This is a genomic window from Huaxiibacter chinensis (assembly GCF_022171985.1).
Taxonomy (GTDB): Bacteria; Pseudomonadota; Gammaproteobacteria; order Enterobacterales; family Enterobacteriaceae; genus Enterobacter; species Enterobacter chinensis_A.
On the sequence record NZ_JAJVHF010000002.1, the window covers coordinates 131,385 to 152,724 of the forward strand.

Consider the following 21,340-nt stretch of genomic DNA (forward strand, 5'->3'; position numbering starts at 1 on the left):
CTTATGGCGACTTACTATAGCAACGATTTTCGTGCTGGTCTTAAAATCATGATGGACGGCGAACCGTACGCGGTTGAAGCCAGCGAATTCGTTAAACCAGGTAAAGGCCAGGCATTTGCGCGCGTTAAACTGCGTCGCCTGCTGACCGGCACCCGTGTAGAAAAAACCTTCAAGTCTACTGACTCCGCTGAAGGCGCAGATGTAGTCGATATGAACCTGACTTACCTGTACAACGACGGTGAATTCTATCACTTTATGAATAACACCACGTTCGAGCAGCTGTCTGCTGACGAGAAAGCCGTTGGTGACAGCGCGAAATGGCTGCTGGATCAGGCTGAGTGCATCGTGACGCTGTGGAACGGTCAGCCTATCGCTGTGACCCCACCAAACTTCGTTGAGCTGGAAATCGTTGAAACCGATCCAGGCCTGAAGGGTGATACCGCAGGTACTGGCGGTAAGCCAGCGAAACTGTCCACTGGCGCAGTGGTTAAAGTACCTCTGTTCGTTCAGACGGGCGAAGTGATCAAAGTGGATACCCGCTCAGGCGAATACGTATCCCGCGTGAAGTAATTCATGTAAATGATAAGAGGCGCAGCGCCCGCTGCGCCTGATTGATTCAGGCAAGGATGATGAAACGTACCGTTAAGATTCTGCTGTTACTGGTGCTGTCCAGCGCACTCATCTCTGGTTGTAATACCGCACGGGGTATGGGCGAAGATATCAGATCGTTAGGTAATGCTATTTCGCACGCCGCCAGCTAATACCGTTAAATTTTCCTAAATTTCCTTCCTTTTCCTTCATTCGACGGGATTTTGTCTATTCTTAGTTAGCTATACACAAATAACATTGGCTATAAAAGGAAGATATTATGGTTAAGAAAACAATTGCAGCGATCTTTTCTGTACTGGTGCTTTCCTCTGTTCTGACCGCCTGTAACACCACTCGCGGCGTGGGCGAAGACATTTCAGATGGCGGCAGCGCGATTTCAGGTGCAGCAACCAAAGCACAGAACTAATCAAGCCCGGACGGTACGGTGCGGGACTTTTACCGTACCGTCAGCTTGCCACTTCAGTAAGAGATAAAAACGGTGAAAAACGGTTATCCATGTGTAATTTCACGCGGATATTGCGTTTGTAGGTATAAACCGTTTTCCCATTGATGCTCAACTTACTGGCAATCTTCTGATTGCTGGCTCCCTCCATCCACAGCGTAAGAACCCTCTCTTCCTGGCGCGTCAGTAAAGGTGTGGCCATTTTCGGTATTTCATAGCTGGCACAAGCGCTCAGGGCGTCGTTGATGACGGCTGCCAGCGCGTCGAGCGATGTTTTTTTCTCAACCGTGGCCCAAAGAGGGTACTGGTTTAAAAAGCCCGACATCTCCGGTTTTTCCGCCGATTTATCCCCGGATTGCAGCAAAATAAAGGGCATGGTTTCACTGGCTATTAATAAAGACGAGAGTTGCTGTACAGACGGAATATCCTGCATAAAACTGTCTATATCAGCAATAACCAGCGAGGGTTTCCATTGCAGGATATGCTCTCTGGCAAGAAACAGATTGTTCAGCCCGGTAACCATGAAGGTACCAGGGAGCAGTCCGGAATGATTGAGCCACGCTTCAAAGCCCGAACGGGTGAAGTGACATCGGTCAATCAACAAAATTTTGAACATAGTGGATTCACAGTTGGGAAAGGGTTTTCGCTTCCGGCCCTCAGAAAGCACACCATCATAAAGAAGTCCGATGAGTGGTAAAGGACTGAACTGCGTTGCATACTGAGGCTATTTCTCGCTTTAAACGGCCTGAAGTAAATGGATTGAAATAAAATCGCTTTCTGAGCAAAATGTCATACTCACTCAGCCTTACGGGACGACCTGTAAGCGCTTCTTCCATCGGGGACGGCCCCAGACTTTTGTTTGAGTTAAGGAGCCTGATATGTCCTGGATTGTCCTTTTTATTGCCGGTTTGCTGGAAGTGGTATGGGCCATCGGCCTGAAATATACCCACGGTTTTACCCGTCTTACGCCAGGCATCATTACGGTGAGCGCGATGATTGTCAGTATTGTGCTGCTGTCATGGGCGATGCGTACCCTGCCCGTGGGCACGGCTTATGCTGTCTGGACGGGGATTGGTGCGGTGGGCGCTGCCATTACCGGCATTCTGCTGCTGGGTGAATCTGCGAGCCTGGCGCGTATCGCCAGCCTCGCATTAATTGTGGCGGGAATTATTGGTCTGAAGCTCAGCACCCATTAATGGGGCTGTTCAACCCAGATTAACTTCGTGACATCAAACCCTTGCCGGGTCGCGACATCCAGCATTTGCTCTTTCATCTCTTTGGAAAGTGTTGGCGTTCGCGACAGTATCCACAGATAGTCGCGATCCGGCCCGCAGACCAGCGCATGGCGATACTCTCTGTCCAGCGCAATCACGTTGTATCCCCCGTAGAAGGGGCCAAAGAACGACACTTTTAGCGCGGCGCGCGTCGGCGCGCCCGTAAAGTAAGCCTTTCCGATCGTCTGCTGCCACATGCCTCTGTCCGGATTGTATCCCCGATTTATGACCTGAATACCGCCATCATCCATCTTGCTGTAAGTCGCCGTCACGCGCTGAAGCCCCTCTTCGAAACGATGATCGAAACGGGCGATTTCGTACCATTTACCCATAAAACGTTGGGCATCGAATTGATTGACGACGGTGACGCCAGGAGGCGGGGTGGGAGAGCTACAAGCAACGACTAAAAACGCGGCTGTCACCGCGGCGATAACAGGCAGAATGCGCATAGCTGTTTCCTTGCTGTTTTTTGTTAAGTGTAGATGACAGCAAGGAAAATGCGGGTATTGCGCAGAATATTTTGCGGGCAGGCGTTACGCTTATCCGGGCACAGAACAGGCTCGGGGAAGCGTAACGCCATCGGCGGTTTATTGCAGGGTAGTCAGGATACGGTATGCCGCTGCCACCCGAACAGGATTGGGATAGCTTTTATTTGCCAGCATCACGATGCCAAGCTGTTTTTCCGGAATAAAGGCAACGTAGCTACCGAACCCGCCAGTCGATCCGGTTTTGTGCACCCAGGAGGACTGGACCGGCGCAACCGGGGGCGTCACTTCAGCCACCGGCAACGGGGCAAGCGCAACCTTATTATCGCTTCCCTCCACGATTGTTTTGGCCTCAACCGGCCAGTTAAGCATCTCCCAGCCTAGTCCTTGATACAGAGAGCCTGCGCGCCAGTAGCGCGACTGCGCCAGGGTCAAACCTTGCTTCAGCGTGGGCGTCTTAACGTTATCAGGCGACATGTTCACCCTTACCCAGCTCGCCATATCCTCAATGTTGGATTTAACCCCGTAGGCTTCGGCGTCCAGCATTCCGGGCGAAACGCGCACCGCCTTGTTATCGCGATAGCCCCAGGCGTAATGCTGTTGTTCAGCGGCAGGAACGGTAATCCAGGTGTGATTGAGACCGAGCGGTTGCAGCACGCGTTTGGTCATCGCCTGTTCGTAGCGCATCCCGGAAGGTTTAACCACCAGCGCGCCGAACAGGCCTATGCTGGCGTTGGCATAGAGTCGGGTTGAACCTGGGGCCCATTGCGGCTGCCAGTGTTGATAGAACGCCAGCAGTGAATTGTTATCGGTGACGCTGTCGGGTAACTGCAACGGCAAACCACCCGCCGTATAGGTCGCCAGATGAAGCAGGGTGATGTTTTTCCACTGCGGGCCCGTCAGCGCGGGCCAGTATCTGGACGCAGGGTCCGCAAGCGTTACTTCGCCGCGCGCAACAGCGTCGCCGCCCAGCACGCCGGTGAAAGTTTTACTCACCGAACCCAGTTCAAACAGCGTTTTCTGATCTACCGGCTGTTTTGTGGCTACATCGGCGTTGCCATAGGTAAAGTAATAAGGTTTGCCCTGATAAATGACCGCGACGGCCATACCGGGAATCGCCTGTGCTTTCATTAACGGCGTGATGGTGCGGTTGACCACCTCAGCCAGCTGTTTTTCTGACATTGACCCGGCAAAAGCAGAGCAGGAAACGCCCAGCAGCAGTGCGCAGCAAAGAGATTTGTTTATCATCTTTTATCTTCCGTAATAGGGTTAAAGGGGGATGTCAGGGCCCAACAAGACGTAGTGTGGAGGAATTGACTGCGCGTGACAAACGGGTAAATTTAGCATTAGGTGTTAATTTTTCTAACGGACCGGCTATGACGCGCAGCTATATCCCCCTTAATTCCCTTCGTGCCTTTGAAGCTGCCGCCAGGCATCTTAGCTTTACGCATGCCGCCATCGAACTGAACGTCACGCATTCCGCCATCAGCCAGCACGTTAAATCACTCGAACAGCAGCTGAACTGCCAGCTTTTTGTGCGTGTTTCGCGGGGGCTGATGTTGACCACGGAGGGCGAAAATTTGCTGCCGGTGCTGAACGACTCCTTCGACCGTATTGCCGGCATGTTAGATCGCTTTGCCAATAAACAGGCGCAGGAAAAACTCAAAGTCGGGGTGGTCGGTACCTTTGCGACGGGAATGCTTTTTTCCCAACTCGAGGATTTTCGCCGTCGTTATCCGCATATCGATCTGCATCTCTCTACCCATAACAACCGGGTCGATCCGGCGGCAGAAGGGCTGGATTATACGATACGCTATGGCGGAGGCGCGTGGCATGGTACCGAAGCCGTATGGCTTTGCGCAGCGCCGATGGCCCCGCTCTGTACGCCCGATATTGCCGCCGGGCTTAAGGTTCCGGCTGATATGCTGAAATATACTTTATTACGCTCTTACCGGCGTGATGAGTGGGCAATCTGGATGCAGGCGCAAGGGGAACAGCCACCTGCGCCAACGCACCGGGTGATGGTCTTTGACTCCTCGGTCACCATGCTGGAGGCTGCACAGGCCGGTGTCGGCATTGCGATTGCCCCCGTCACGATGTTCTCGCATCTCATCAACGGTGAGCGCATCGTTCAGCCTTTTGCGACGCAAATTGATTTGGGAAGTTACTGGCTGACGCGCTTACAGTCGCGCGCAGAAACGCCCGCGATGCAGGAGTTTGCGCAGTGGCTGGTAGAAAAGATGCCGAAGTAAAAAGGCCCGCCAGAGTGCGGGCCTGTTTATTCAGAGGGTGACAACGGCAATCAGGGTGACGACCGTCAGGATCGTTGCCAGGCCGTAGAAGACCCATTTACCGTTTGGTACGTGGATTTTAAGATCGTGCATGGCGTGATGGATACGATGCAGACCCAGCCACAGCGGCAGGACAATCATCAGGAAGATAAACACCCGGCCAATAAAGCTGCTCGCAAATGCCAGCACGCGGTCATAGCCCAGCGCCTCTCCCGGATATAACCCCAGGGGCAGCAAAATCGCCACCAGCAGCACGATCACCGGCGCGACGATAGCGCTCCACATGCCGCCTGCGCCAAAGAGGCCCCAGAATACCGGCTCGTCAGAACGTTTTGGATTTGGATTAATCACACAGGTCTCCTTACCAGAACAGGGCAACAAACAGAACGACCACGGTGACAACTGCCGTCACCGCCCAAAGCCCTTTGATAACAGGCTCGGGTCCCATTTTTTCACCTTTCACGATGATATTGGCGGCTTTAGGCGCTAGCTCAAACCAGGTTTTGGTGTGTAACAGCGCCGCAGCAAGCACGATCAGGTTCAGAATCACCACAATCGGATTTTGCAAAAAGCCGACAAAGCTGGTCCAGGTCTCCGGGCCATGTTTGAGCGCAAACAGGCCGTACATCAGCTCCAGACTGAACCAGACGGCCGGCACTGCCGTGCCTTCACGCAGCATATAGAAGCGATAAAACGGCAGATTCTTCCACCAGTTGGACGGCATAGGCCGCACGTAGGTTTTGCGTTTAGTCGTCATCATGCACTCCTTAGCGTGGTTTCAGGGTAGCGATAAGAAAGTCTTTCGAACTTTCCACTTTTCCCTGCTGAATAGCGGCGGCAGGGTCGACATGCTTCGGACACACTTCGGAGCAATAACCCACGAAAGTACAGCTCCAGACGCCATTCTGGCTGTTCAGCTGTGCCATACGTTCTTTTTTGCCGTGGTCACGGCTGTCTTCGTTGTAGCGATGGGCCAGGGTGATGGCCGCCGGGCCGATAAACTCTTTGTTAAGACCGAACTGCGGGCATGCCGCGTAGCACAGGCCGCAGTTAATACAGCCGGAAAATTGATGGTATTTCGCCATCTGCGCCGGGGTTTGCGTATTCGGCCCTTGATCCGGCGTGCGGGGGTTGCCAATGATATAGGGCTTAATGGCTTCCAGACTTTCAATAAAGTGGGTCATATCGACCACCAAATCGCGCTCAATCGGGAAGTTACCCAGTGCTTCAACCTTGATGCCTTTGGTGTATTCGCGCAGGAAGGTTTTGCAGGCCAGTTTTGGTACTTTATTGACCATCATGCCGCAGGAACCACAGATTGCCATGCGGCAGGACCAGCGGTAGCTCAGGTCTGGCGCCAGGTTATCTTTAATGTAGCCCAGCGCATCCAGTAACGAGGTTTGTTCGTCGTAAGGGACATCATAGAACGCGCTGTGCGGTGCGGTATCCACTTCCGGGTTGTAACGCACCACTTCAATTTTCAGGGTTTGCATCTCAGCCATGGGTCGACTCCTTCTTCTCGGCTGCGTCCGCTTCTGCACCGTACACACGTTTTGCCGGTTGCAGTGTGGTGATCTTCACGTCGCTGTAGTCCAGACGCGTCGTGCCGTCTGCGTCGCGGAAGGCGAGGGTATGCTTGAGGAAATTGACGTCGTCACGTTCGGTGCAACCTTCATCCAGGCGCTGGTGCGCCCCGCGAGATTCTTTACGCGCCAGCGCAGAGTGCGCCATGCATTCGGCGACGTTGAGGCCGTGACCCAGCTCAATGGTATAAAGCAGGTCGGTATTGAACACGCTGGAGGTATCGGTCACGCGTACGCGTTTGAAGCGCTCCTGCAGCTCCGCCAGCTTGTCGACGGTTTTCTGCATCAGCTCTGGCGTGCGGTAAATACCGCATCCTTCTTCCATCGACATCCCCATCTCGTCGCGGATCTTCGCCCAGTTCTCAGTACCTTCCTGATTAACGAGCGCTTTCAGGCGTTTTTCGATATCGGTTACCTGAGCATCCAGCGCTGCGCTATTCGCCGCACCGGCGGTAGCGGCACGCTCCATGGCTTTTTCACCGGCCAGCCGACCAAAGACCACCAGTTCTGCCAGTGAGTTCGAGCCAAGGCGGTTCGCGCCGTGCAAACCAACGGATGAACATTCGCCCACGGCAAACAGCCCTTTGATCCGGCTTTCACACTGCTGATCGGTTTCGATGCCGCCCATGGTGTAGTGTGCGGTAGGACGAACAGGAATCGGCTCTTTGACCGGATCGACGCCAACGTAGGCTTTCGCCAGTTCACAAATAAACGGCAGTCGCTCCAGCAGTTTTTTCTCGCCCAGATGGCGCAGGTCGAGGTAAACCACATCGCCGCGCGGCGTGGAGATAGTGTTGCCTTTGCGCCACTCGTGCCAGAAAGCCTGGGAGACTTTGTCACGGGGACCCAATTCCATGTATTTATTCTTCGGCTCGCCGAGCGGGGTTTCCGGACCCATGCCGTAATCCTGCAGATAGCGGTAGCCATTTTTATTGACCAGAATACCGCCTTCTCCGCGGCAGCCTTCCGTCATCAGAATGCCGGAACCCGGCAGGCCGGTAGGGTGATACTGTACAAACTCCATGTCGCGCAGCGGTACACCATGGTTCAGCGCCATGCCCATACCGTCACCGGTGACGATGCCGCCGTTGGTGTTGTAGCGATAAACACGGCCCGCGCCGCCGGTGGCCATGACGACGGCGTTCGCGCGGATCTGCATCAGCGTGCCTTCCATCATATTCATGGCGACCAGCCCACGCGCCTGACCGTCATCGACCAGAATATCCAGTACGAAATGTTCGTCAAAGCGTTGTATCTGCGGGAACTGCAGCGAGGTCTGGAAGAGGGTGTGCAGCATATGGAAGCCGGTTTTGTCGGCGGCGAACCAGGTGCGCTCGATTTTCATCCCGCCGAAGCGGCGCACATTCACGCTGCCGTCAGGCCGACGGCTCCAGGGGCAGCCCCACTGCTCAAGCTGCGTCATTTCGGTAGGGCAATGATGAACAAAGTAATCAACGACATCCTGTTCGCAAAGCCAGTCGCCCCCGGCTACGGTGTCGTGGAAATGATACTCAAAGCTGTCATGATCTTGCGCGACGGCGGCGGAGCCTCCTTCAGCGGCAACCGTGTGGCTGCGCATCGGATAGACTTTAGAGATCAGCGCGATTTTAGCATTCGGATTGGCCTGCGCTGCGGCAATAGCAGCGCGTAATCCCGCACCGCCAGCGCCTATTACGACAAGATCGGCTTGAAAAGTGTGCACGACATTCCTCCAGATTATTGTTTTTTCGCAACGTGATAAACTCAGTCGTTCACTTGCCCCAGGGGCCATTGCGAAAGCGATTCCACTGCTCCTTTATGGGTAAAAGAGTATAACCGTATGGACGTCAGGGAAATTTGACGCGTTCGATTTTTTTGCTGTTATCTCTGGTGATTTATCATCCTGATTGATGAAACGCGTCACGGAATTGCTTTGATTTCTGATTCGAGAAAAATTACCGCGCAAAATTTGTCTCTCTCTGTGCGAACGAGTAGACTTTGCGCCCTTGTCTGATACCGGAGAATTTCCCATGAGCGAAACGGCCACCTGGCAGCCGAGCGCCTCCATCCCTAACCTGTTAAAACGTGCGGCAATCATGGCGGAAATCCGTCGTTTCTTTGCCGACCGTGGTGTACTGGAGGTGGAAACGCCGTGTATGAGTCAGGCGACGGTCACCGACATTCATCTGGTACCGTTTGAAACCCGTTTCGTAGGGCCGGGCCATTCACAGGGAATGAACCTGTACATGATGACCAGCCCGGAATACCACATGAAGCGCTTGCTGGCGGCGGGCTGTGGCCCGGTGTACCAGCTCTGCCGTAGCTTCCGTAACGAAGAGATGGGTCGTCACCATAATCCGGAATTCACCATGCTGGAGTGGTATCGCCCTCACTACAACATGTATCGTCTGATGAACGAAGTGGACGATCTGCTGCAGCAGGTGCTCGATTGTGCCGGCGCAGAGTCGCTCTCTTATCAGCAGGTATTCCAGCGTCATCTTGAGATCGATCCGCTTTCGGCGGATAAAGCTCAGCTGCGTGAAGCCGCGGCGAAACTCGATCTCAGTAACGTGGCGGATGAAGAAGAGGATCGCGACACGCTGCTGCAGCTGTTGTTCGCTTTCGGGGTAGAGCCGCAAATTGGTAAAGATCGCCCGACCTTTGTTTATCATTTCCCCGCAAGCCAGGCGTCTCTGGCGCAGATCAGCACGGAAGATCACCGTGTGGCAGAACGTTTTGAGGTCTATTACAAAGGCCTTGAGCTGGCGAATGGTTTCCATGAACTGACGGATGCCCGCGAACAGCAGCAGCGTTTTGATCAGGATAACCGTAAGCGCGCCGCGCGTGGTCTGCCGCAGCAACCTGTCGACGCCAACCTGCTGGAGGCCCTGAAAGCCGGATTGCCGGACTGCTCAGGCGTGGCGCTGGGCGTGGATCGTCTGGTCATGCTGGCGCTCGGCGCTGAACAGCTTGGCGATGTCATTGCTTTTACCGTCGATCGGGCCTGATGTCAGGGGGGCTTCGGCTCCCCGTTCCCTTGTGGCAATTATCCTTTCCATTTATTCCCTGTGACACTAAAAGCTGCCCGTTTCTGTTTACACGGGTCTTTTTCCTGGTTTGCTCCCTATAACCACATAAATCATCTGGTCTTCTGATAACATCCGCCGAAATTTCTGACTCTTTCGGATGATGCTATGTCCCACTCAATGAAGAAAATGACCCTGACCGGGCTTATCCTGATGATCTTTACCTCGGTCTTTGGATTTGCCAACAGCCCCTCCGCGTTTTATCTGATGGGCTACAGCGCAATGCCGTTTTATATCGTCTCAGCTCTTCTGTTTTTTATCCCTTTTGCCTTGATGATGGCCGAGATGGGATCGGCTTATCGCAAAGAAGAGGGGGGTATTTATTCGTGGATGAATAACAGTATCGGCCCGCGTTATGCCTTTATCGGTACCTTTATGTGGTTCTCCTCGTATGTGGTGTGGATGGTCAGTACTGCGGCGAAGGTCTGGGTGCCCTTCTCGACCTTTCTGTTTGGCTCGGACAAGACGCAGGTCTGGTCGTTTGCGGGCCTGAGTTCAACGCAGGTGGTGGGAATACTGGCGGTGTGCTGGATGGTGACGGTGACGCTGGTGGCCTCGAAGGGGATTAATAAAATTGCCCGCATCACCGCCGTAGGGGGCATCTCGGTCATGTGCCTCAATTTTGTATTGCTGCTGGCGAGTATCGCGATTCTGTGCCTGAACGGCGGGCATTTTGCGGAGCAGGTAAATTTTGTCACCTCCCCCAATCCGAATTATCAGTCGGGCCTTGCGATGCTCTCGTTTGTGGTGTTCGCCATCTTTGCCTACGGCGGGATTGAAGCGGTCGGCGGGCTGGTCGATAAAACGGAAAACCCGGAAAAGAATTTTGCCAAAGGCATTATCTTTGCCGCAATCGTGATATCCATTGGTTATTCGCTGGCTATATTCCTCTGGGGCGTCAGCACGAACTGGCAGCAGGTGCTGAGTAACGACACGACCAACCTCGGCAACATCACCTATGTGTTAATGAAAAGCTTAGGGATGACGCTGGGCCAGGCGATGCACCTCTCCCCGGATGCCGCCATCACGATGGGGGTCTGGTTTGCGCGGATCACCGGTTTGTCGATGTTCCTTGCCTATACCGGGGCATTCTTCACCCTCATTTACTCGCCGCTGAAGGCGATCATTCAGGGCACGCCAAAAGCGCTTTGGCCAAAGACAATGACGCGTCTTAATCCGGTTGGCATGCCTGCTAATGCGATGTGGATGCAGTGCCTGCTGGTCTCGCTGTTTATCCTGCTTGTTTCGTTTGGCGGCGATACCGCGTCAGCGTTTTACAATAAGCTCACGCTGATGGCGAATGTGTCGATGACGTTGCCGTATCTTTTCCTGTCGCTGGCTTTCCCGTTCTTTAAGGCGAAGCCGGGGCTGGAACGTCCTTTTGTGATATTCAAAACCCGCAGCGCCACGCTGCTGGCTACCACGGTTGTGGTGCTGGTGGTGGCGTTTGCTAATATCTTTACCGTAATTCAGCCCGTAATTGAGGCGGGCGACTGGAACAGCGCGCTGTGGATGACGGGCGGCCCTGTTTTCTTCTCGATGCTGGCGACGGGGATTTACGAGAATTATCGCCGGCGAAATGCGCTTTACCAGGCCGAAGTGCTTTAATGTAAAGCTTCCCCTCCCGGGAGGGAGGGGAGTGCGCTATAAACTCCCTGCCGGGCGCGAACGCGCTGCAGAGGTCAGGGTTTTTCCTGTCTTACGTCCATCCAGGGTTTCCAGACGCATCTGGAATGGCGGGAAGGGCAGATCAATACCATGCTCGTGGAATCCAGCCAGAATCAGCTGGTGGATTTCATGGCGCAGCGGCATACGATGCCCCATCTCCGCGGCGTAAATACGCAGTTCAAAGATCTGAATACCCTGCTGTAAATCAACCAGGAAGACTTCAGGAGCCGGGTTGTCGATCACCAGCGAGCAACGCTCTGCCGCCGTGTAAAGGATTTGCGTGACCTCTTCACTGTTGGCATCGGACGGGGCCGGCACGGTCAGCACCACACGCGTCACGGAATCGGAAAGCGACCAGTTAATGAACTGTTCGGTGATAAAGGCCTTGTTTGGCACGATAATCTCTTTCCGGTCCCAGTCGCTGATGGTGGTGGCGCGGGTATTTATTTTGGTGATGCTGCCGGTCAGATCGCGGATCGTCACGGTATCGCCAATACGGATTGGCTTTTCGAACAGAATGATCAGGCCAGAGATAAAGTTGGCGAAAATCTCCTGCAAACCAAACCCTAACCCGACGCCCAGGGCAGCAACCAGCCACTGTAATTTGGCCCATTCGATACCAATCATCGAGAACCCCACCAGACCGCCAAACAGTAAAATCAGGTATTTGGTGATGGTGGTGATGGCGTAACCGGTCCCCGGGGTTAAGTCCAGATGCTGCAGGAGTGCCAGCTCCAGCAATGCCGGGAAGTTACGCACCAGCTGCGTGGTGATGATCAACACCAGAATGGCAATCAGCACGGCGCCCAGGGTTATCGGTTCAAGGCTTTCTACACCCTGCACGGTGGATGTGGCATCCCACAGGGAGATGTTCTCAAGGAAACTGAACGCCGAATGAATTTCCGACCACAACACAATGACCGAGAGCAGGGCAATCAGCATCAGGATCGAACGCACCAGTCGTAAGGATTGGGTACTGATGGCATCAAGATCCAGCTCGACCTCGTCGACCTCGCTCGTGCCTTCAATGCTGGTGGGGCTGTGGGGGTCCTCCTCGCCGCGTGCCCGCTGGGCAAGAATCTCAGCACGGCGATGTTTGGCGCGGTCAAAGGCCAGACGACGGCGCTGAATCAGCATCCAGCGCCGTATGATGTGGTAAACGACCAGCAGGAGGAACCAGATCGCGACGGAGGTTTCCAGGCGCGCCAGCAACGCCTGAGCGGTCGCCAGATACCCCACGGCGGCCGCCAGAATTGCCAGCAAAGGGGCGCTGAGCAACAGATTCCACAGCATGCGGTTGACCATGTTGTCACCGCTGCCGGTTTTGTCGACGTAAAGCGGAATGTCGGCCCGCTTGAGGCTAAGCGTCACCATTGCCAGCGCGCCGCAAATCAGAATAAAACAGAGCCGTCCCAGCGAGCCAGAAAACTCCCGGTCGTTGAGATTATCGAACATGATCAGCGCCATAATCAGTGGCACGATAAGCCCGATGCTCATCAGGTAATAACGCATCCCGCGGGCGACACGATTTCGCGGCCAGCTAAAGTGGGTGATAAAAAGTCCGTTAGGCCGCGCAAACGTGGCGCAAATCATGACGACCCAAAGCAGGGGAACCGTCGCGGTCACGCCGTCGCCTATGGCCACCGCAAGCGGATAAGGCCAGGCTTCACGTAAACCATAACCCAGCGTCATCCACAATACCGGTAACGGCGATGCGACCAGAATGGACCAGAAGACGGTACGCAGGGTGAGCCAGAAATGATCCTGGGTCACTTTGCCTACACGGGCGCTGGAACGCTCCAGGAAGCGGGTGAAGTGGCGACGGGAGTAAATACTCACCCCCACAAGAATAAGCGCGCCCAGCAGCGGGAAGATGGTCTCTTTGCTGGTCAGCACCATAACCCCGGCCTTGCCCACCTGACCAAAGGTATCCAGCGAGATCAAACGGCGTAGATCCTGAACGACATCGATCGGCCACGAGATGGTCATTGGGCGTACGTCAGAGGTCCAGAACAGGTAGCGGTGCGTCGCTTCGTTCACCTCTTTCAGCGCATCTTCAAGCTGGCTGTTGGAGACTTTCAGCTTCGTTAGCTCAAGAATTAACGTGTCGCCCCCCTGGAGCAACGAATTGAGTAATTCACGCTGGGTACGAAGCTGGGCTTCAAGAATGCGATTTTGTTCACTGGTCAGCGGCGAGCCGTCGGCCTGGTGAAGCTGGCGCACCTGCGGCTGCTTGTTGAGGAGATCCTCATAACGCAGGCGCTGAACGCGAAGCTGGGCCATTTCCGTATCCAGCTGCTGCGGTTTTGGCATCTCCGGCAGACGGGCGACCTGAGCACGTAACGCTTCGCCGAGTAAATTCGACGAACCCAGCCACTGGGACTGCTCGCGCAGGGTATTGAGTGCCTGACGCACCTGAAGAGTCTGGTTAGTGGCCTGGCGCTGCTGTGACGCCACCAGGTCCATCCGCTGCGCCTGTTGATTTAGCGCCGCTGACAGTTCGCGGTTAATTTTAAACTGGTCATTAATACCGGACGGCAGGTTCTCGCTGTTTTCAGCTAACAGCTCCGTGCTTTCCAGGGCGCGTTCCGCTTCACGCTGCCGCTGGCTGTTAAGTTGATTACGCAAGACCTGCAGCCAGGCATCAAGCTGCTGGCTCTGTTTTTGCGCCAGCTCCGAGCGTAAACGCGCCAGTTCCTGACGGTTATTGGCCGAAAGTTGCGCCAGCTCCAGTTCATCAACCTGCGCTTTCAGCTTGGCGGATTCCGCCTGCAGGCTCAGATTCTGCGCCTGATTCTGGGGGGCCGTGCCGGTTTGCGTGCCGATGCGACGTTCGATTTCATTGAGCTGACGTCGCGCATCCGTTTGCTGCTGTGGTAGCTGACTCAGTGAATCGGCGATCTCGCGGGCGCGTTCCTGCTCCTGCTGCGCCTGACGGCTTTTCTCCAGAAGCTGGCTGCTGACCTGCAGAATCTCCTGGTTCAGGGCGTCAGACGACATGCCCGCAGGCACTTCACGGGGTTCATCGCGCAGGTTGTTGAGCTGCGAACGCAGCGTTTGCGAGAGTTTGGGGAAGTTATCGATAACCTGTTGATATTGCGTCGCGCGCTCAAGGGAACCTTTACGTTCCTCAAGCGCATTCAGCGCGGACTGGAGTGATTCAACGGCCTCAGGCTGGGCGGGTTTTGCCGCTTTCGCCTGCTCCAGTTCCTGCGTTATCTGTTTGGCATCGGGGGCCGTCGCTGCGTACGCCCCCACACTGAGGCACCAGGCCATCAGAAAAATGATAATCGGGCGCACGTCAGTGGTCCTTTCGTTAACCTTGGTCTTTCTTATCGTCTACCAGCGGGCTGGCGTCATGTTCGGCCTGAATCTCTTCTGCCGGCAGCGGGGCCGGTTCCGGCACGACAGGCGCAACGAAAGGCTCTGTCGAGACGGCCAGCGGTTGACCAATTTTAGTCACTGATAAGCTTTCCAGCGACTCTGCCAGGGTAACTTTGCCCGGTGCGAACAGGTTAATGACCGTAGAGCCCAGCTTAAAGCGGCCCATCTCCTGGCCTTTCAGCAGCGCGATGGCGCCATCGCTTTCGCCCGCAGGCCAGGTCCAGCGCTTAATCACCCCTTCACGTGGTGGGGTGATGGTGCCAGCCCAGACGGTTTCAATGCTGCCGACGATGGTAGCCCCCACCAGAATTTGCGCCATCGGGCCAAATTCAGTGTCAAACAGGCAGATGACACGCTCGTTACGGGCGAACAGGTTCGGCACGTTCTGCGCGGTCAAATGGTTTACGGAGAAGAGATCGCCTGGCACGTAGATCATCTCACGCAGAATACCGTTACACGGCATGTGCACGCGGTGATAATCACGCGGCGACAAATAGGTAGTGACGAAAGAACCGTTGCGGAACAGATCGGCCATCAGGTAGTTCCCTGCCAGCAGGGCTTCCATGCTGTAGTCGTGGCCTTTCGCCTGCAGAATTTTGTCTTGTTCGATTTTACCCAACTGGCTGATAACGCCGTCGGCAGGCATGACCAGCACGTTCGGATCGGTGTTCAGCGGGCGAACATCATCACGCAGTGGGCGCACGAAGAAATCGTTGAAAGAGCGATAGCTGGCGGTATCCGGCTTTTGCGCTTCTTTCATATCAACCTTGTAATATTTCACGAACAGGTCGATCACCAGCTTGGTTAACCATCCTGCTCGTTTGCTTGCGCCCCAGCCCGCCAGGCGGGTGAGCCATAGTTTCGGCAGAATGTATTGAAGCGAAAGTTTGAATGAGTTTAACAAGGTAGCCTCCAGGCCATTGTTTTGTCGTTCCTGATCCGGCTTACAGCAGCCGGAACCTGAAAAAAGGGGACGATTTTAGCGATGCTTAGCTTAATTGTCAGTTATCAGAATCAGAAAAGTTTTTACGCGTTTTTACCTGGTCCATGCTTTCAAGGATGCGGTGATAATTGTCGAAACGGCTCGGGGCAATCTTTCCGTTTTCAACCGCTTCACGGATAGCGCAGCCGGGATCGTTATCATGCTTGCAGTCGCGATATTTACACGCCCCTAAGTACGCATGAAATTCGACAAAGCCGTTAAAGATTTGTTCCGGCTCGAGGTGCCATAAACCGAATTCACGCACGCCCGGGGAGTCAATCACATCGCCGCCGTGAGGGAAATGGTACAGGCGTGATGCGGTGGTGGTGTGCTGGCCAAGACCTGAGTTGTCGGAGACCTCATTGGTGAGGATCTCCTGCTGCAGGCCCAGCAGATTATTCAGCAGGCTGGATTTCCCCACGCCAGACTGGCCCGCAAAAATACTGATGCGATCCGTCAGCGCCTCTTCCAGCGGTTTGAGACCCTCTTTTTTATGGCTGGAGAGCATCAGCACGCGGTAACCAATGGCGCGGTAAATATCCATCTGTTCATTCACAAAACGCAGGCTGTTTTCATCGAGCAGATCGATCTTGTTCAGCACGATCAGCGGCTCAACGTCCAGCGTTTCGCAGGCGACAAGATAGCGGTCGATGATATTGAGGGAAAGTTCGGGCAAGATCGCCGATACAATAACGATTTGATTGATGTTTGCAGCAATGGGTTTCACCCCGTCGTAGAAGTCCGGGCGCGTCAACACGGACGTGCGCTCATGCACGGCTTCGACAATGCCTTTGACCATCACGCCTTCTGCGGCGGCTTTACCCGGACGCCATACGACGCGATCGCCGGTGACCAGCGAGCGGATAGTGCGCCGAATATTGCAGCGGTGAACGCGACCGTCGGCGTCTTCCACGTCGGCATGCATGCCAAACCGGCTAATGACAACGCCTTCAGTGGCTTCGCCAAAGAGGTTATCGTCGTAGTCAGGCTTCTCCGCAGTGGTTTTAAGACGGCGCTGGTGGTTGGCGCTGACGCGACGCTGTTGACCTTTGGAGAGTTTATTTTTACTCAATCGGGCTGGCTCCTGGTCGCCCATATCGGGCAAAACCTCTATGATACACACTAATCAATACGAGTTAACCTGCTACAGCGGGTTATGCGAGAAGGGTGGAAAATAACATGAGCGCAGATGAAAACAACCTGATTTGGATCGATCTGGAGATGACGGGGCTTGATCCCGAGCGCGATCGCATTATTGAGATTGCCACGTTAGTGACCGATGCCAACCTCAATATTCTGGCCGAAGGGCCAACCATTGCCGTTCATCAGTCCGATGAACAGCTCGCGCTGATGGATGACTGGAACGTGCGCACACATACCGGCAGCGGCCTGGTGGAGCGGGTGAAAGCCAGCACTCAGGGCGATCGCGAAGCAGAGCTGGCGACGATTGAATTCCTCAAACAGTGGGTACCGCAGGGTAAATCGCCGATTTGCGGGAACAGCATCGGCCAGGATCGTCGCTTCCTGTTTAAGTATATGCCGGAGCTGGAAGCGTATTTCCACTACCGCTATCTGGACGTGAGTACGCTAAAAGAGCTGGCTCGCCGCTGGAAGCCAGAAATTCTGACAGGCTTTACCAAACAGGGCACGCATCAGGCGATGGATGATATTCGTGAGTCAGTGGCTGAACTGGCGTTTTACCGCGAGAATTTTATTAAGCTTTGATTTTCATGCCCGGGACGCTTGCGTGACCGGGCATTTGCCGTTAAATTGTCCAGCTTGCCGATTAATTAATCACTTGAACGTGATTTTTAAAAAATCGCTTTCTGGGGGGTTGCAGCTCAAAGGATTTCTCGTATAATGCGCCTCCCGTAACGACAGAGAATTCTACGTTACGACAGCAGCAAAAGCAGTAGCAGATTTGCGGGAATAGCTCAGTTGGTAGAGCACGACCTTGCCAAGGTCGGGGTCGCGAGTTCGAGTCTCGTTTCCCGCTCCAAATTTGAAAAGTATCGCAAGATACGCATCACCAATAGCCGATTTTACGTTGCAACCATGCAGCCTGAAAAACGCAAATTAAGCGGGAATAGCTCAGTTGGTAGAGCACGACCTTGCCAAGGTCGGGGTCGCGAGTTCGAGTCTCGTTTCCCGCTCCAAATTCTTCTTCAATATCCTGATAATCCACAGCGAATCTCTTCGTTGGGGACAATTTTTAGTTTCTTTAAATATTCTTGTAAACAGACTTATCCACAGGAAAGCCTGCCCTTCCCATTGCAACATAATCTTCGCACGGTGAATGAATTTCACATAATACATTGAAATTAATGATTAAAATTTGATTTCAAAATGTTATCGAGATCACTTGACCTCATTGCAAAGCCTGATGCCACCTGACATCTTATTTTTATTCACAGGCTGTGAATATATCACGCATCGCGAACCAGCCCTTTTTCGATCACTCTGACCAGACGCTGTTTCTTTGGAAGCTGCACCTCAACGACACAGGCATTTCGCTTCTCAATTTGCTGCGCAATCGCCCATTCAATGTGCTCGTCGAGAAGTGGGTGCTCACCCCGGCGACTTTCAAGCGCGGTCATATTGGCTTCATCCCAGGCGGCATTACCCAGCGCCACCGCAATATTGCGCAGCCAGCGGAGATGGCCGATGCGGCGGATGGCTGAGCCTTCTGTCACCTTCAGAAACCAGGCCTCACTCCAGGCGAAGAGTTCAGTGAGCGGTGGGGCATGAAGGGCTTTACGCGGACTAAAATCTTCTTCGTCGGTCAGCTGGGAATACCGATTCCAGGGACAAATAAGCTGACAATCGTCGCAGCCGTAAATCCGGTTTCCAATTAAGGGCCGAAATTCTTCCGGAATCGCGCCTTCAAGTTCGATAGTGAGATACGAGATACAGCGGCGTGCATCAACGGTGTATGGCTCGACAATGGCGCCGGTGGGGCAAATCGTCATGCAGGCGACGCAGCGGCCACAGCCTTCTTCAACAGGGCTGTCGACAGGCAAGGGTAAATCGATCAGCAATTCACCTAAAAAGAAAAAGGAACCTGCGTCGCGGCTTAGGATAAGTGAGTGCTTACCTGTCCAGCCGAGGCCGGCTTTTTCAGCCAGCGGGCGCTCAAGAATAGGCGCTGAATCCACAAAGGGTCTAAAATTCAGCGAGCCGCAGTGTTGCTGAATAGTTTCTCCCAGCTTTTTGAGTCGATTACGCAGCAGCTTATGATAATCGCGCCCCAGGGCGTAACGGCTGACGTAACCAAGGGAGGGATCTTTCAGCGTGCGGGCAAATGCCGCGTTGGCGGGGAGATAGTTCATGCGTACGCTGATCACGCGTAATGTCCCCGGCAGGAGTTCATGCGGACGAGCGCGCATTATACCGTGACGCGCCATCCACTCCATTTCGCCGTGGTATTGTTTGTCGAGCCAGGCCTGCAATTTTGGCTCGCTGGCAGAGAGATCGGTATCGGTGATACCCACCTTCTGAAAGCCAAGCTCGGCACCCCACTGTTTAATATTTTGCGCTAACTGATTGAGATCGAGGGGCTGTGACATGACGGACCATACGGTGAAGAAAATCCCCGAAAGTATACCACATTCCATTTGGCCTGCGGATGAACTCCGCCACGCCGAAAAAGAGGCTGCGGACAGTCTGGGAGTGACCCTGTATGAGCTGATGCAACGTGCGGGCGAAGCGACGTTTCAGGTGGCGCGTCAGGCGTATCCGCAGGCCAGACACTGGCTGGTTCTCTGCGGACATGGCAATAACGGCGGTGATGGCTATGTGATTGCCCGCCTGGCCGTCGCGGCGGGTCTGCAGGTAACGCTTCTGGCGCTGGAGAGCGATAAGCCGCTGCCGGATGAGGCCGCAGAGGCGCGAGACGCCTGGCTAAACGCCGGGGGAGAAATTCATTGCGCGGAAACGGTCTGGCCGGAAGAGACTGACCTCATCGTGGACGCGCTGCTGGGCACTGGCTTAACGCAAGCGCCGCGCGAACGCGTTGCCGCGCTTATCGATCAGGCTAACGCGCACACGGCGGAGATCGTGGCTGTGGATATCCCGTCTGGCCTTTTGGCGCAAACGGGCGCCACGCCCGGTGCGGTCATTAACGCCCAACATACCGTGACCTTTATTGCGCTAAAACCGGGGCTTTTGACCGGCAAAGCACGGGATGTCGTGGGCACGCTGCACCATAACAGTCTTGGCCTGGACGGCTGGCTGGCCGGGCAGGAGACCCGGATTGCACGTCTTGATGCGTCGCTGCTTTCCGGCTGGTTGCCGCCGCGTCGGCCTACCTCGCATAAAGGCGATCACGGCAAACTGGTCATTATTGGTGGAGACCACGGTACCGCAGGCGCCATTCGCATGACCGGTGAAGCCGCATTGCGCACGGGGGCAGGGCTGGTGAGGGTGCTGACCCGCAGTGAAAATGTGGCTCCCCTGATAACAGCCCGCCCTGAACTGATGGTACATGAGCTGACGCCCGCCTCGCTGGACGACAGCCTGCAATGGGCCGACGTGGTGGTGATTGGTCCTGGTCTGGGCCAGCAGGCTTGGGGAAAAGCCGCACTGCAAAAGGTGGAGAACTGCACTAAACCCATGTTGTGGGACGCTGACGCGCTTAACCTTCTGGCAATCAACCCTGATAAACGTCACAATCGCATTCTGACACCACACCCCGGCGAAGCCGCGCGGTTACTTAACTGCCGCGTTGCAGAAATTGAAAGCGATCGCTTACTTTCTGCACAGCGTCTGGTAAAACGTTACGGAGGTGTTGTCGTGTTAAAAGGGGCGGGCACGATTGTGGCCAGCGAGTCTGGTGCGCTCAGTATTATTGACGCAGGCAATGCGGGAATGGCGAGTGGCGGGATGGGCGATGTGCTCTCCGGCATTATCGGCGCGCTTGCCGGACAGAAACTCACCCTGAATGATGCAGCCAGTGCAGGCTGCGTGGTCCACGGGGCGGCGGCGGATAAGCTTGCTGCGCTTTACGGGACGCGTGGCATGCTGGCGACCGATCTTTTTGATGCGCTGCGGCGTGTTGTTAACCCAGATGTGATTGACGTAGAAAATGACTAATCGAGTGATTCCTTTACCCGACGAGCAGGCAACCCTGGACCTCGGCAAACGCATGGCGCAGGCCTGCGACGGCGCAACCGTCATCTATCTTTATGGTGATTTAGGGGCGGGTAAGACCACCTTTAGCCGCGGTTTTTTGCAGGCGCTGGGCCATAAAGGGAATGTCAAAAGCCCGACCTATACGCTGGTAGAACCGTACACGCTTGAAAATTTGATGGTGTACCACTTCGATCTTTATCGACTTGCGGACCCGGAGGAGCTGGAATTTATGGGGATCCGTGACTATTTTGCCAACGACGCCATTTGCCTGGTGGAGTGGCCGCAACAAGGTGCGGGTGTGCTACCTGATCCGGATGTCGAAATTCACTTAGATTATCAGGCGCAAGGGCGTGAGGCCCGCATCAGTGCGGTTTCCTCATCAGGCAGTTCCTTACTGGCTCGTTTAGCAGGTATTGCGTAGGGATGA

General features: G+C 54.7%; 21 protein-coding genes and 2 tRNA genes. 12 read left to right on the top strand and 11 right to left on the bottom strand.

What is annotated here, in order from left to right:
- Positions 1 to 3 precede the first annotated feature (3 nt).
- The 3 genes from efp (at position 4) to ecnB (ending at position 1,015) form a co-directional block, all read left to right on the top strand.
- Complete coding sequence (gene efp, locus LZP96_RS06450; RefSeq protein WP_064324523.1) at positions 4 to 570, top strand: elongation factor P; 567 nt, start codon at positions 4 to 6, stop codon at positions 568 to 570.
- Positions 571 to 629: 59 nt separating this feature from the next.
- Entirely contained in the window at positions 630 to 761 is a 132-nt protein-coding gene (locus tag LZP96_RS06455) for an entericidin A/B family lipoprotein (protein WP_064324524.1), read from the top strand.
- Between the two features lie 107 nt (positions 762 to 868).
- Positions 869 to 1,015 (top strand): lipoprotein toxin entericidin B, encoded by a 147-nt coding sequence (gene ecnB, locus LZP96_RS06460; RefSeq protein ID WP_006178941.1) that lies wholly within the window; start codon positions 869 to 871, stop codon positions 1,013 to 1,015.
- Positions 1,016 to 1,055: 40 nt separating this feature from the next.
- Here ecnB and LZP96_RS06465 read toward each other — a convergent pair whose 3' ends face one another.
- Positions 1,056 to 1,667 carry a LuxR C-terminal-related transcriptional regulator gene (locus LZP96_RS06465; protein WP_064324525.1) on the bottom strand — a complete coding sequence of 204 codons (612 nt, stop codon included), beginning with the start codon at positions 1,665 to 1,667 and terminating at the stop codon, positions 1,056 to 1,058.
- Between the two features lie 262 nt (positions 1,668 to 1,929).
- Here LZP96_RS06465 and sugE point away from each other — a divergent pair, with 262 nt between their 5' ends.
- Positions 1,930 to 2,247, top strand: coding sequence for a quaternary ammonium compound efflux SMR transporter SugE (gene sugE / locus LZP96_RS06470; protein WP_064324526.1), 318 nt, complete (start codon positions 1,930 to 1,932; stop codon positions 2,245 to 2,247).
- On the opposite strand, the gene LZP96_RS06475 is transcribed toward sugE, so the two are convergent.
- Positions 2,244 to 2,774: a lipocalin family protein gene (locus tag LZP96_RS06475; RefSeq protein WP_064324527.1), complete on the bottom strand. Its 531-nt coding sequence runs from the start codon at positions 2,772 to 2,774 to the stop codon at positions 2,244 to 2,246. The genes sugE and LZP96_RS06475 overlap by 4 nt on opposite strands.
- Before the next feature lie 138 nt (positions 2,775 to 2,912).
- Positions 2,913 to 4,058: a CMY2/MIR/ACT/EC family class C beta-lactamase gene (gene ampC, locus LZP96_RS06480; protein ID WP_064324528.1), complete on the bottom strand. Its 1,146-nt coding sequence runs from the start codon at positions 4,056 to 4,058 to the stop codon at positions 2,913 to 2,915.
- Between the two features lie 128 nt (positions 4,059 to 4,186).
- Between ampC and ampR the strand changes: the two genes are divergently transcribed.
- The gene (ampR, locus tag LZP96_RS06485; RefSeq protein WP_064324529.1) at positions 4,187 to 5,062 is read left to right on the top strand and encodes a LysR family transcriptional regulator AmpR; all 876 of its coding nucleotides are present in this window, start codon (positions 4,187 to 4,189) and stop codon (positions 5,060 to 5,062) included.
- Positions 5,063 to 5,092: 30 nt separating this feature from the next.
- Here the strand turns inward: ampR and frdD are convergent, their stop codons facing one another.
- Genes frdD through frdA form a run of 4 tightly spaced genes read right to left on the bottom strand, consistent with a single transcriptional unit; the run spans position 5,093 to position 8,386 of the window.
- Entirely contained in the window at positions 5,093 to 5,452 is a 360-nt protein-coding gene (gene frdD, locus LZP96_RS06490) for a fumarate reductase subunit FrdD (RefSeq protein WP_064324530.1), read from the bottom strand.
- A 10-nt stretch (positions 5,453 to 5,462) separates the two neighbouring features.
- A complete protein-coding gene (gene frdC, locus LZP96_RS06495) occupies positions 5,463 to 5,858 on the bottom strand; it encodes a fumarate reductase subunit FrdC (RefSeq protein WP_064324531.1) in 396 nt (131 codons plus the stop codon).
- A gap of 10 nt (positions 5,859 to 5,868) precedes the next feature.
- Positions 5,869 to 6,603: a succinate dehydrogenase/fumarate reductase iron-sulfur subunit gene (locus LZP96_RS06500; RefSeq protein ID WP_064324532.1), complete on the bottom strand. Its 735-nt coding sequence runs from the start codon at positions 6,601 to 6,603 to the stop codon at positions 5,869 to 5,871.
- The gene (gene frdA, locus LZP96_RS06505; protein ID WP_064324533.1) at positions 6,596 to 8,386 is read right to left on the bottom strand and encodes a fumarate reductase (quinol) flavoprotein subunit; all 1,791 of its coding nucleotides are present in this window, start codon (positions 8,384 to 8,386) and stop codon (positions 6,596 to 6,598) included. The genes LZP96_RS06500 and frdA overlap by 8 nt, the downstream gene beginning before the upstream one ends.
- Before the next feature lie 307 nt (positions 8,387 to 8,693).
- Here frdA and epmA point away from each other — a divergent pair, with 307 nt between their 5' ends.
- Both epmA and yjeM read left to right on the top strand, forming a co-directional pair.
- The gene (epmA, locus tag LZP96_RS06510; RefSeq protein WP_258925750.1) at positions 8,694 to 9,671 is read left to right on the top strand and encodes an elongation factor P--(R)-beta-lysine ligase; all 978 of its coding nucleotides are present in this window, start codon (positions 8,694 to 8,696) and stop codon (positions 9,669 to 9,671) included.
- A gap of 186 nt (positions 9,672 to 9,857) precedes the next feature.
- Positions 9,858 to 11,357, top strand: a complete 1,500-nt coding sequence (yjeM, locus tag LZP96_RS06515; RefSeq protein ID WP_064324535.1) for a glutamate/gamma-aminobutyrate family transporter YjeM — start codon at positions 9,858 to 9,860, stop codon at positions 11,355 to 11,357.
- A gap of 36 nt (positions 11,358 to 11,393) precedes the next feature.
- Here the strand turns inward: yjeM and mscM are convergent, their stop codons facing one another.
- The 3 genes from mscM to rsgA form a co-directional block, all read right to left on the bottom strand.
- Positions 11,394 to 14,717: a miniconductance mechanosensitive channel MscM gene (mscM, locus tag LZP96_RS06520; protein WP_064324536.1), complete on the bottom strand. Its 3,324-nt coding sequence runs from the start codon at positions 14,715 to 14,717 to the stop codon at positions 11,394 to 11,396.
- A gap of 16 nt (positions 14,718 to 14,733) precedes the next feature.
- On the bottom strand, positions 14,734 to 15,705 hold the full coding sequence (gene asd / locus LZP96_RS06525; protein WP_064324537.1) for an archaetidylserine decarboxylase: 972 nt from the start codon (positions 15,703 to 15,705) through the stop codon (positions 14,734 to 14,736).
- Between the two features lie 97 nt (positions 15,706 to 15,802).
- On the bottom strand, positions 15,803 to 16,855 hold the full coding sequence (gene rsgA / locus LZP96_RS06530) for a small ribosomal subunit biogenesis GTPase RsgA (RefSeq protein WP_198324747.1): 1,053 nt from the start codon (positions 16,853 to 16,855) through the stop codon (positions 15,803 to 15,805).
- 107 nt (positions 16,856 to 16,962) lie between these two features.
- Between rsgA and orn the strand changes: the two genes are divergently transcribed.
- The 3 genes from orn (at position 16,963) to LZP96_RS06545 (ending at position 17,939) form a co-directional block, all read left to right on the top strand.
- Positions 16,963 to 17,508, top strand: a complete 546-nt coding sequence (gene orn, locus LZP96_RS06535) for an oligoribonuclease (RefSeq protein WP_064324539.1) — start codon at positions 16,963 to 16,965, stop codon at positions 17,506 to 17,508.
- Between the two features lie 198 nt (positions 17,509 to 17,706).
- Positions 17,707 to 17,782, top strand: a tRNA-Gly gene (locus tag LZP96_RS06540).
- 81 nt (positions 17,783 to 17,863) lie between these two features.
- Positions 17,864 to 17,939, top strand: a tRNA-Gly gene (locus LZP96_RS06545).
- A 270-nt stretch (positions 17,940 to 18,209) separates the two neighbouring features.
- Here the strand turns inward: LZP96_RS06545 and queG are convergent.
- On the bottom strand, positions 18,210 to 19,349 hold the full coding sequence (gene queG, locus LZP96_RS06550; RefSeq protein WP_064324540.1) for a tRNA epoxyqueuosine(34) reductase QueG: 1,140 nt from the start codon (positions 19,347 to 19,349) through the stop codon (positions 18,210 to 18,212).
- Here queG and nnr point away from each other — a divergent pair.
- Both nnr and tsaE read left to right on the top strand, forming a co-directional pair.
- On the top strand, positions 19,348 to 20,874 hold the full coding sequence (nnr, locus tag LZP96_RS06555; protein WP_064324541.1) for a bifunctional ADP-dependent NAD(P)H-hydrate dehydratase/NAD(P)H-hydrate epimerase: 1,527 nt from the start codon (positions 19,348 to 19,350) through the stop codon (positions 20,872 to 20,874). The two genes, queG and nnr, sit on opposite strands and share 2 nt — an antisense overlap.
- Positions 20,867 to 21,334, top strand: a complete 468-nt coding sequence (tsaE, locus tag LZP96_RS06560; protein WP_064324542.1) for a tRNA (adenosine(37)-N6)-threonylcarbamoyltransferase complex ATPase subunit type 1 TsaE — start codon at positions 20,867 to 20,869, stop codon at positions 21,332 to 21,334. The genes nnr and tsaE overlap by 8 nt, the downstream gene beginning before the upstream one ends.
- Positions 21,335 to 21,340 lie beyond the last annotated feature (6 nt).

Coding starts and splice junctions, on each gene's coding strand:
- efp (WP_064324523.1), top strand. CDS start 4: ATGGCGACTTACTATAGCAACGATTTTCGTGCTGGTCTTAAAATCATG.
- LZP96_RS06455 (WP_064324524.1), top strand. CDS start 630: ATGAAACGTACCGTTAAGATTCTGCTGTTACTGGTGCTGTCCAGCGCA.
- ecnB (WP_006178941.1), top strand. CDS start 869: ATGGTTAAGAAAACAATTGCAGCGATCTTTTCTGTACTGGTGCTTTCC.
- LZP96_RS06465 (WP_064324525.1), bottom strand. CDS start 1,667: ATGTTCAAAATTTTGTTGATTGACCGATGTCACTTCACCCGTTCGGGC.
- sugE (WP_064324526.1), top strand. CDS start 1,930: ATGTCCTGGATTGTCCTTTTTATTGCCGGTTTGCTGGAAGTGGTATGG.
- LZP96_RS06475 (WP_064324527.1), bottom strand. CDS start 2,774: ATGCGCATTCTGCCTGTTATCGCCGCGGTGACAGCCGCGTTTTTAGTC.
- ampC (WP_064324528.1), bottom strand. CDS start 4,058: ATGATAAACAAATCTCTTTGCTGCGCACTGCTGCTGGGCGTTTCCTGC.
- ampR (WP_064324529.1), top strand. CDS start 4,187: ATGACGCGCAGCTATATCCCCCTTAATTCCCTTCGTGCCTTTGAAGCT.
- frdC (WP_064324531.1), bottom strand. CDS start 5,858: ATGACGACTAAACGCAAAACCTACGTGCGGCCTATGCCGTCCAACTGG.
- LZP96_RS06500 (WP_064324532.1), bottom strand. CDS start 6,603: ATGGCTGAGATGCAAACCCTGAAAATTGAAGTGGTGCGTTACAACCCG.
- epmA (WP_258925750.1), top strand. CDS start 8,694: ATGAGCGAAACGGCCACCTGGCAGCCGAGCGCCTCCATCCCTAACCTG.
- yjeM (WP_064324535.1), top strand. CDS start 9,858: ATGTCCCACTCAATGAAGAAAATGACCCTGACCGGGCTTATCCTGATG.
- orn (WP_064324539.1), top strand. CDS start 16,963: ATGAGCGCAGATGAAAACAACCTGATTTGGATCGATCTGGAGATGACG.
- nnr (WP_064324541.1), top strand. CDS start 19,348: ATGACGGACCATACGGTGAAGAAAATCCCCGAAAGTATACCACATTCC.
- queG (WP_064324540.1), bottom strand. CDS start 19,349: ATGTCACAGCCCCTCGATCTCAATCAGTTAGCGCAAAATATTAAACAG.
- tsaE (WP_064324542.1), top strand. CDS start 20,867: ATGACTAATCGAGTGATTCCTTTACCCGACGAGCAGGCAACCCTGGAC.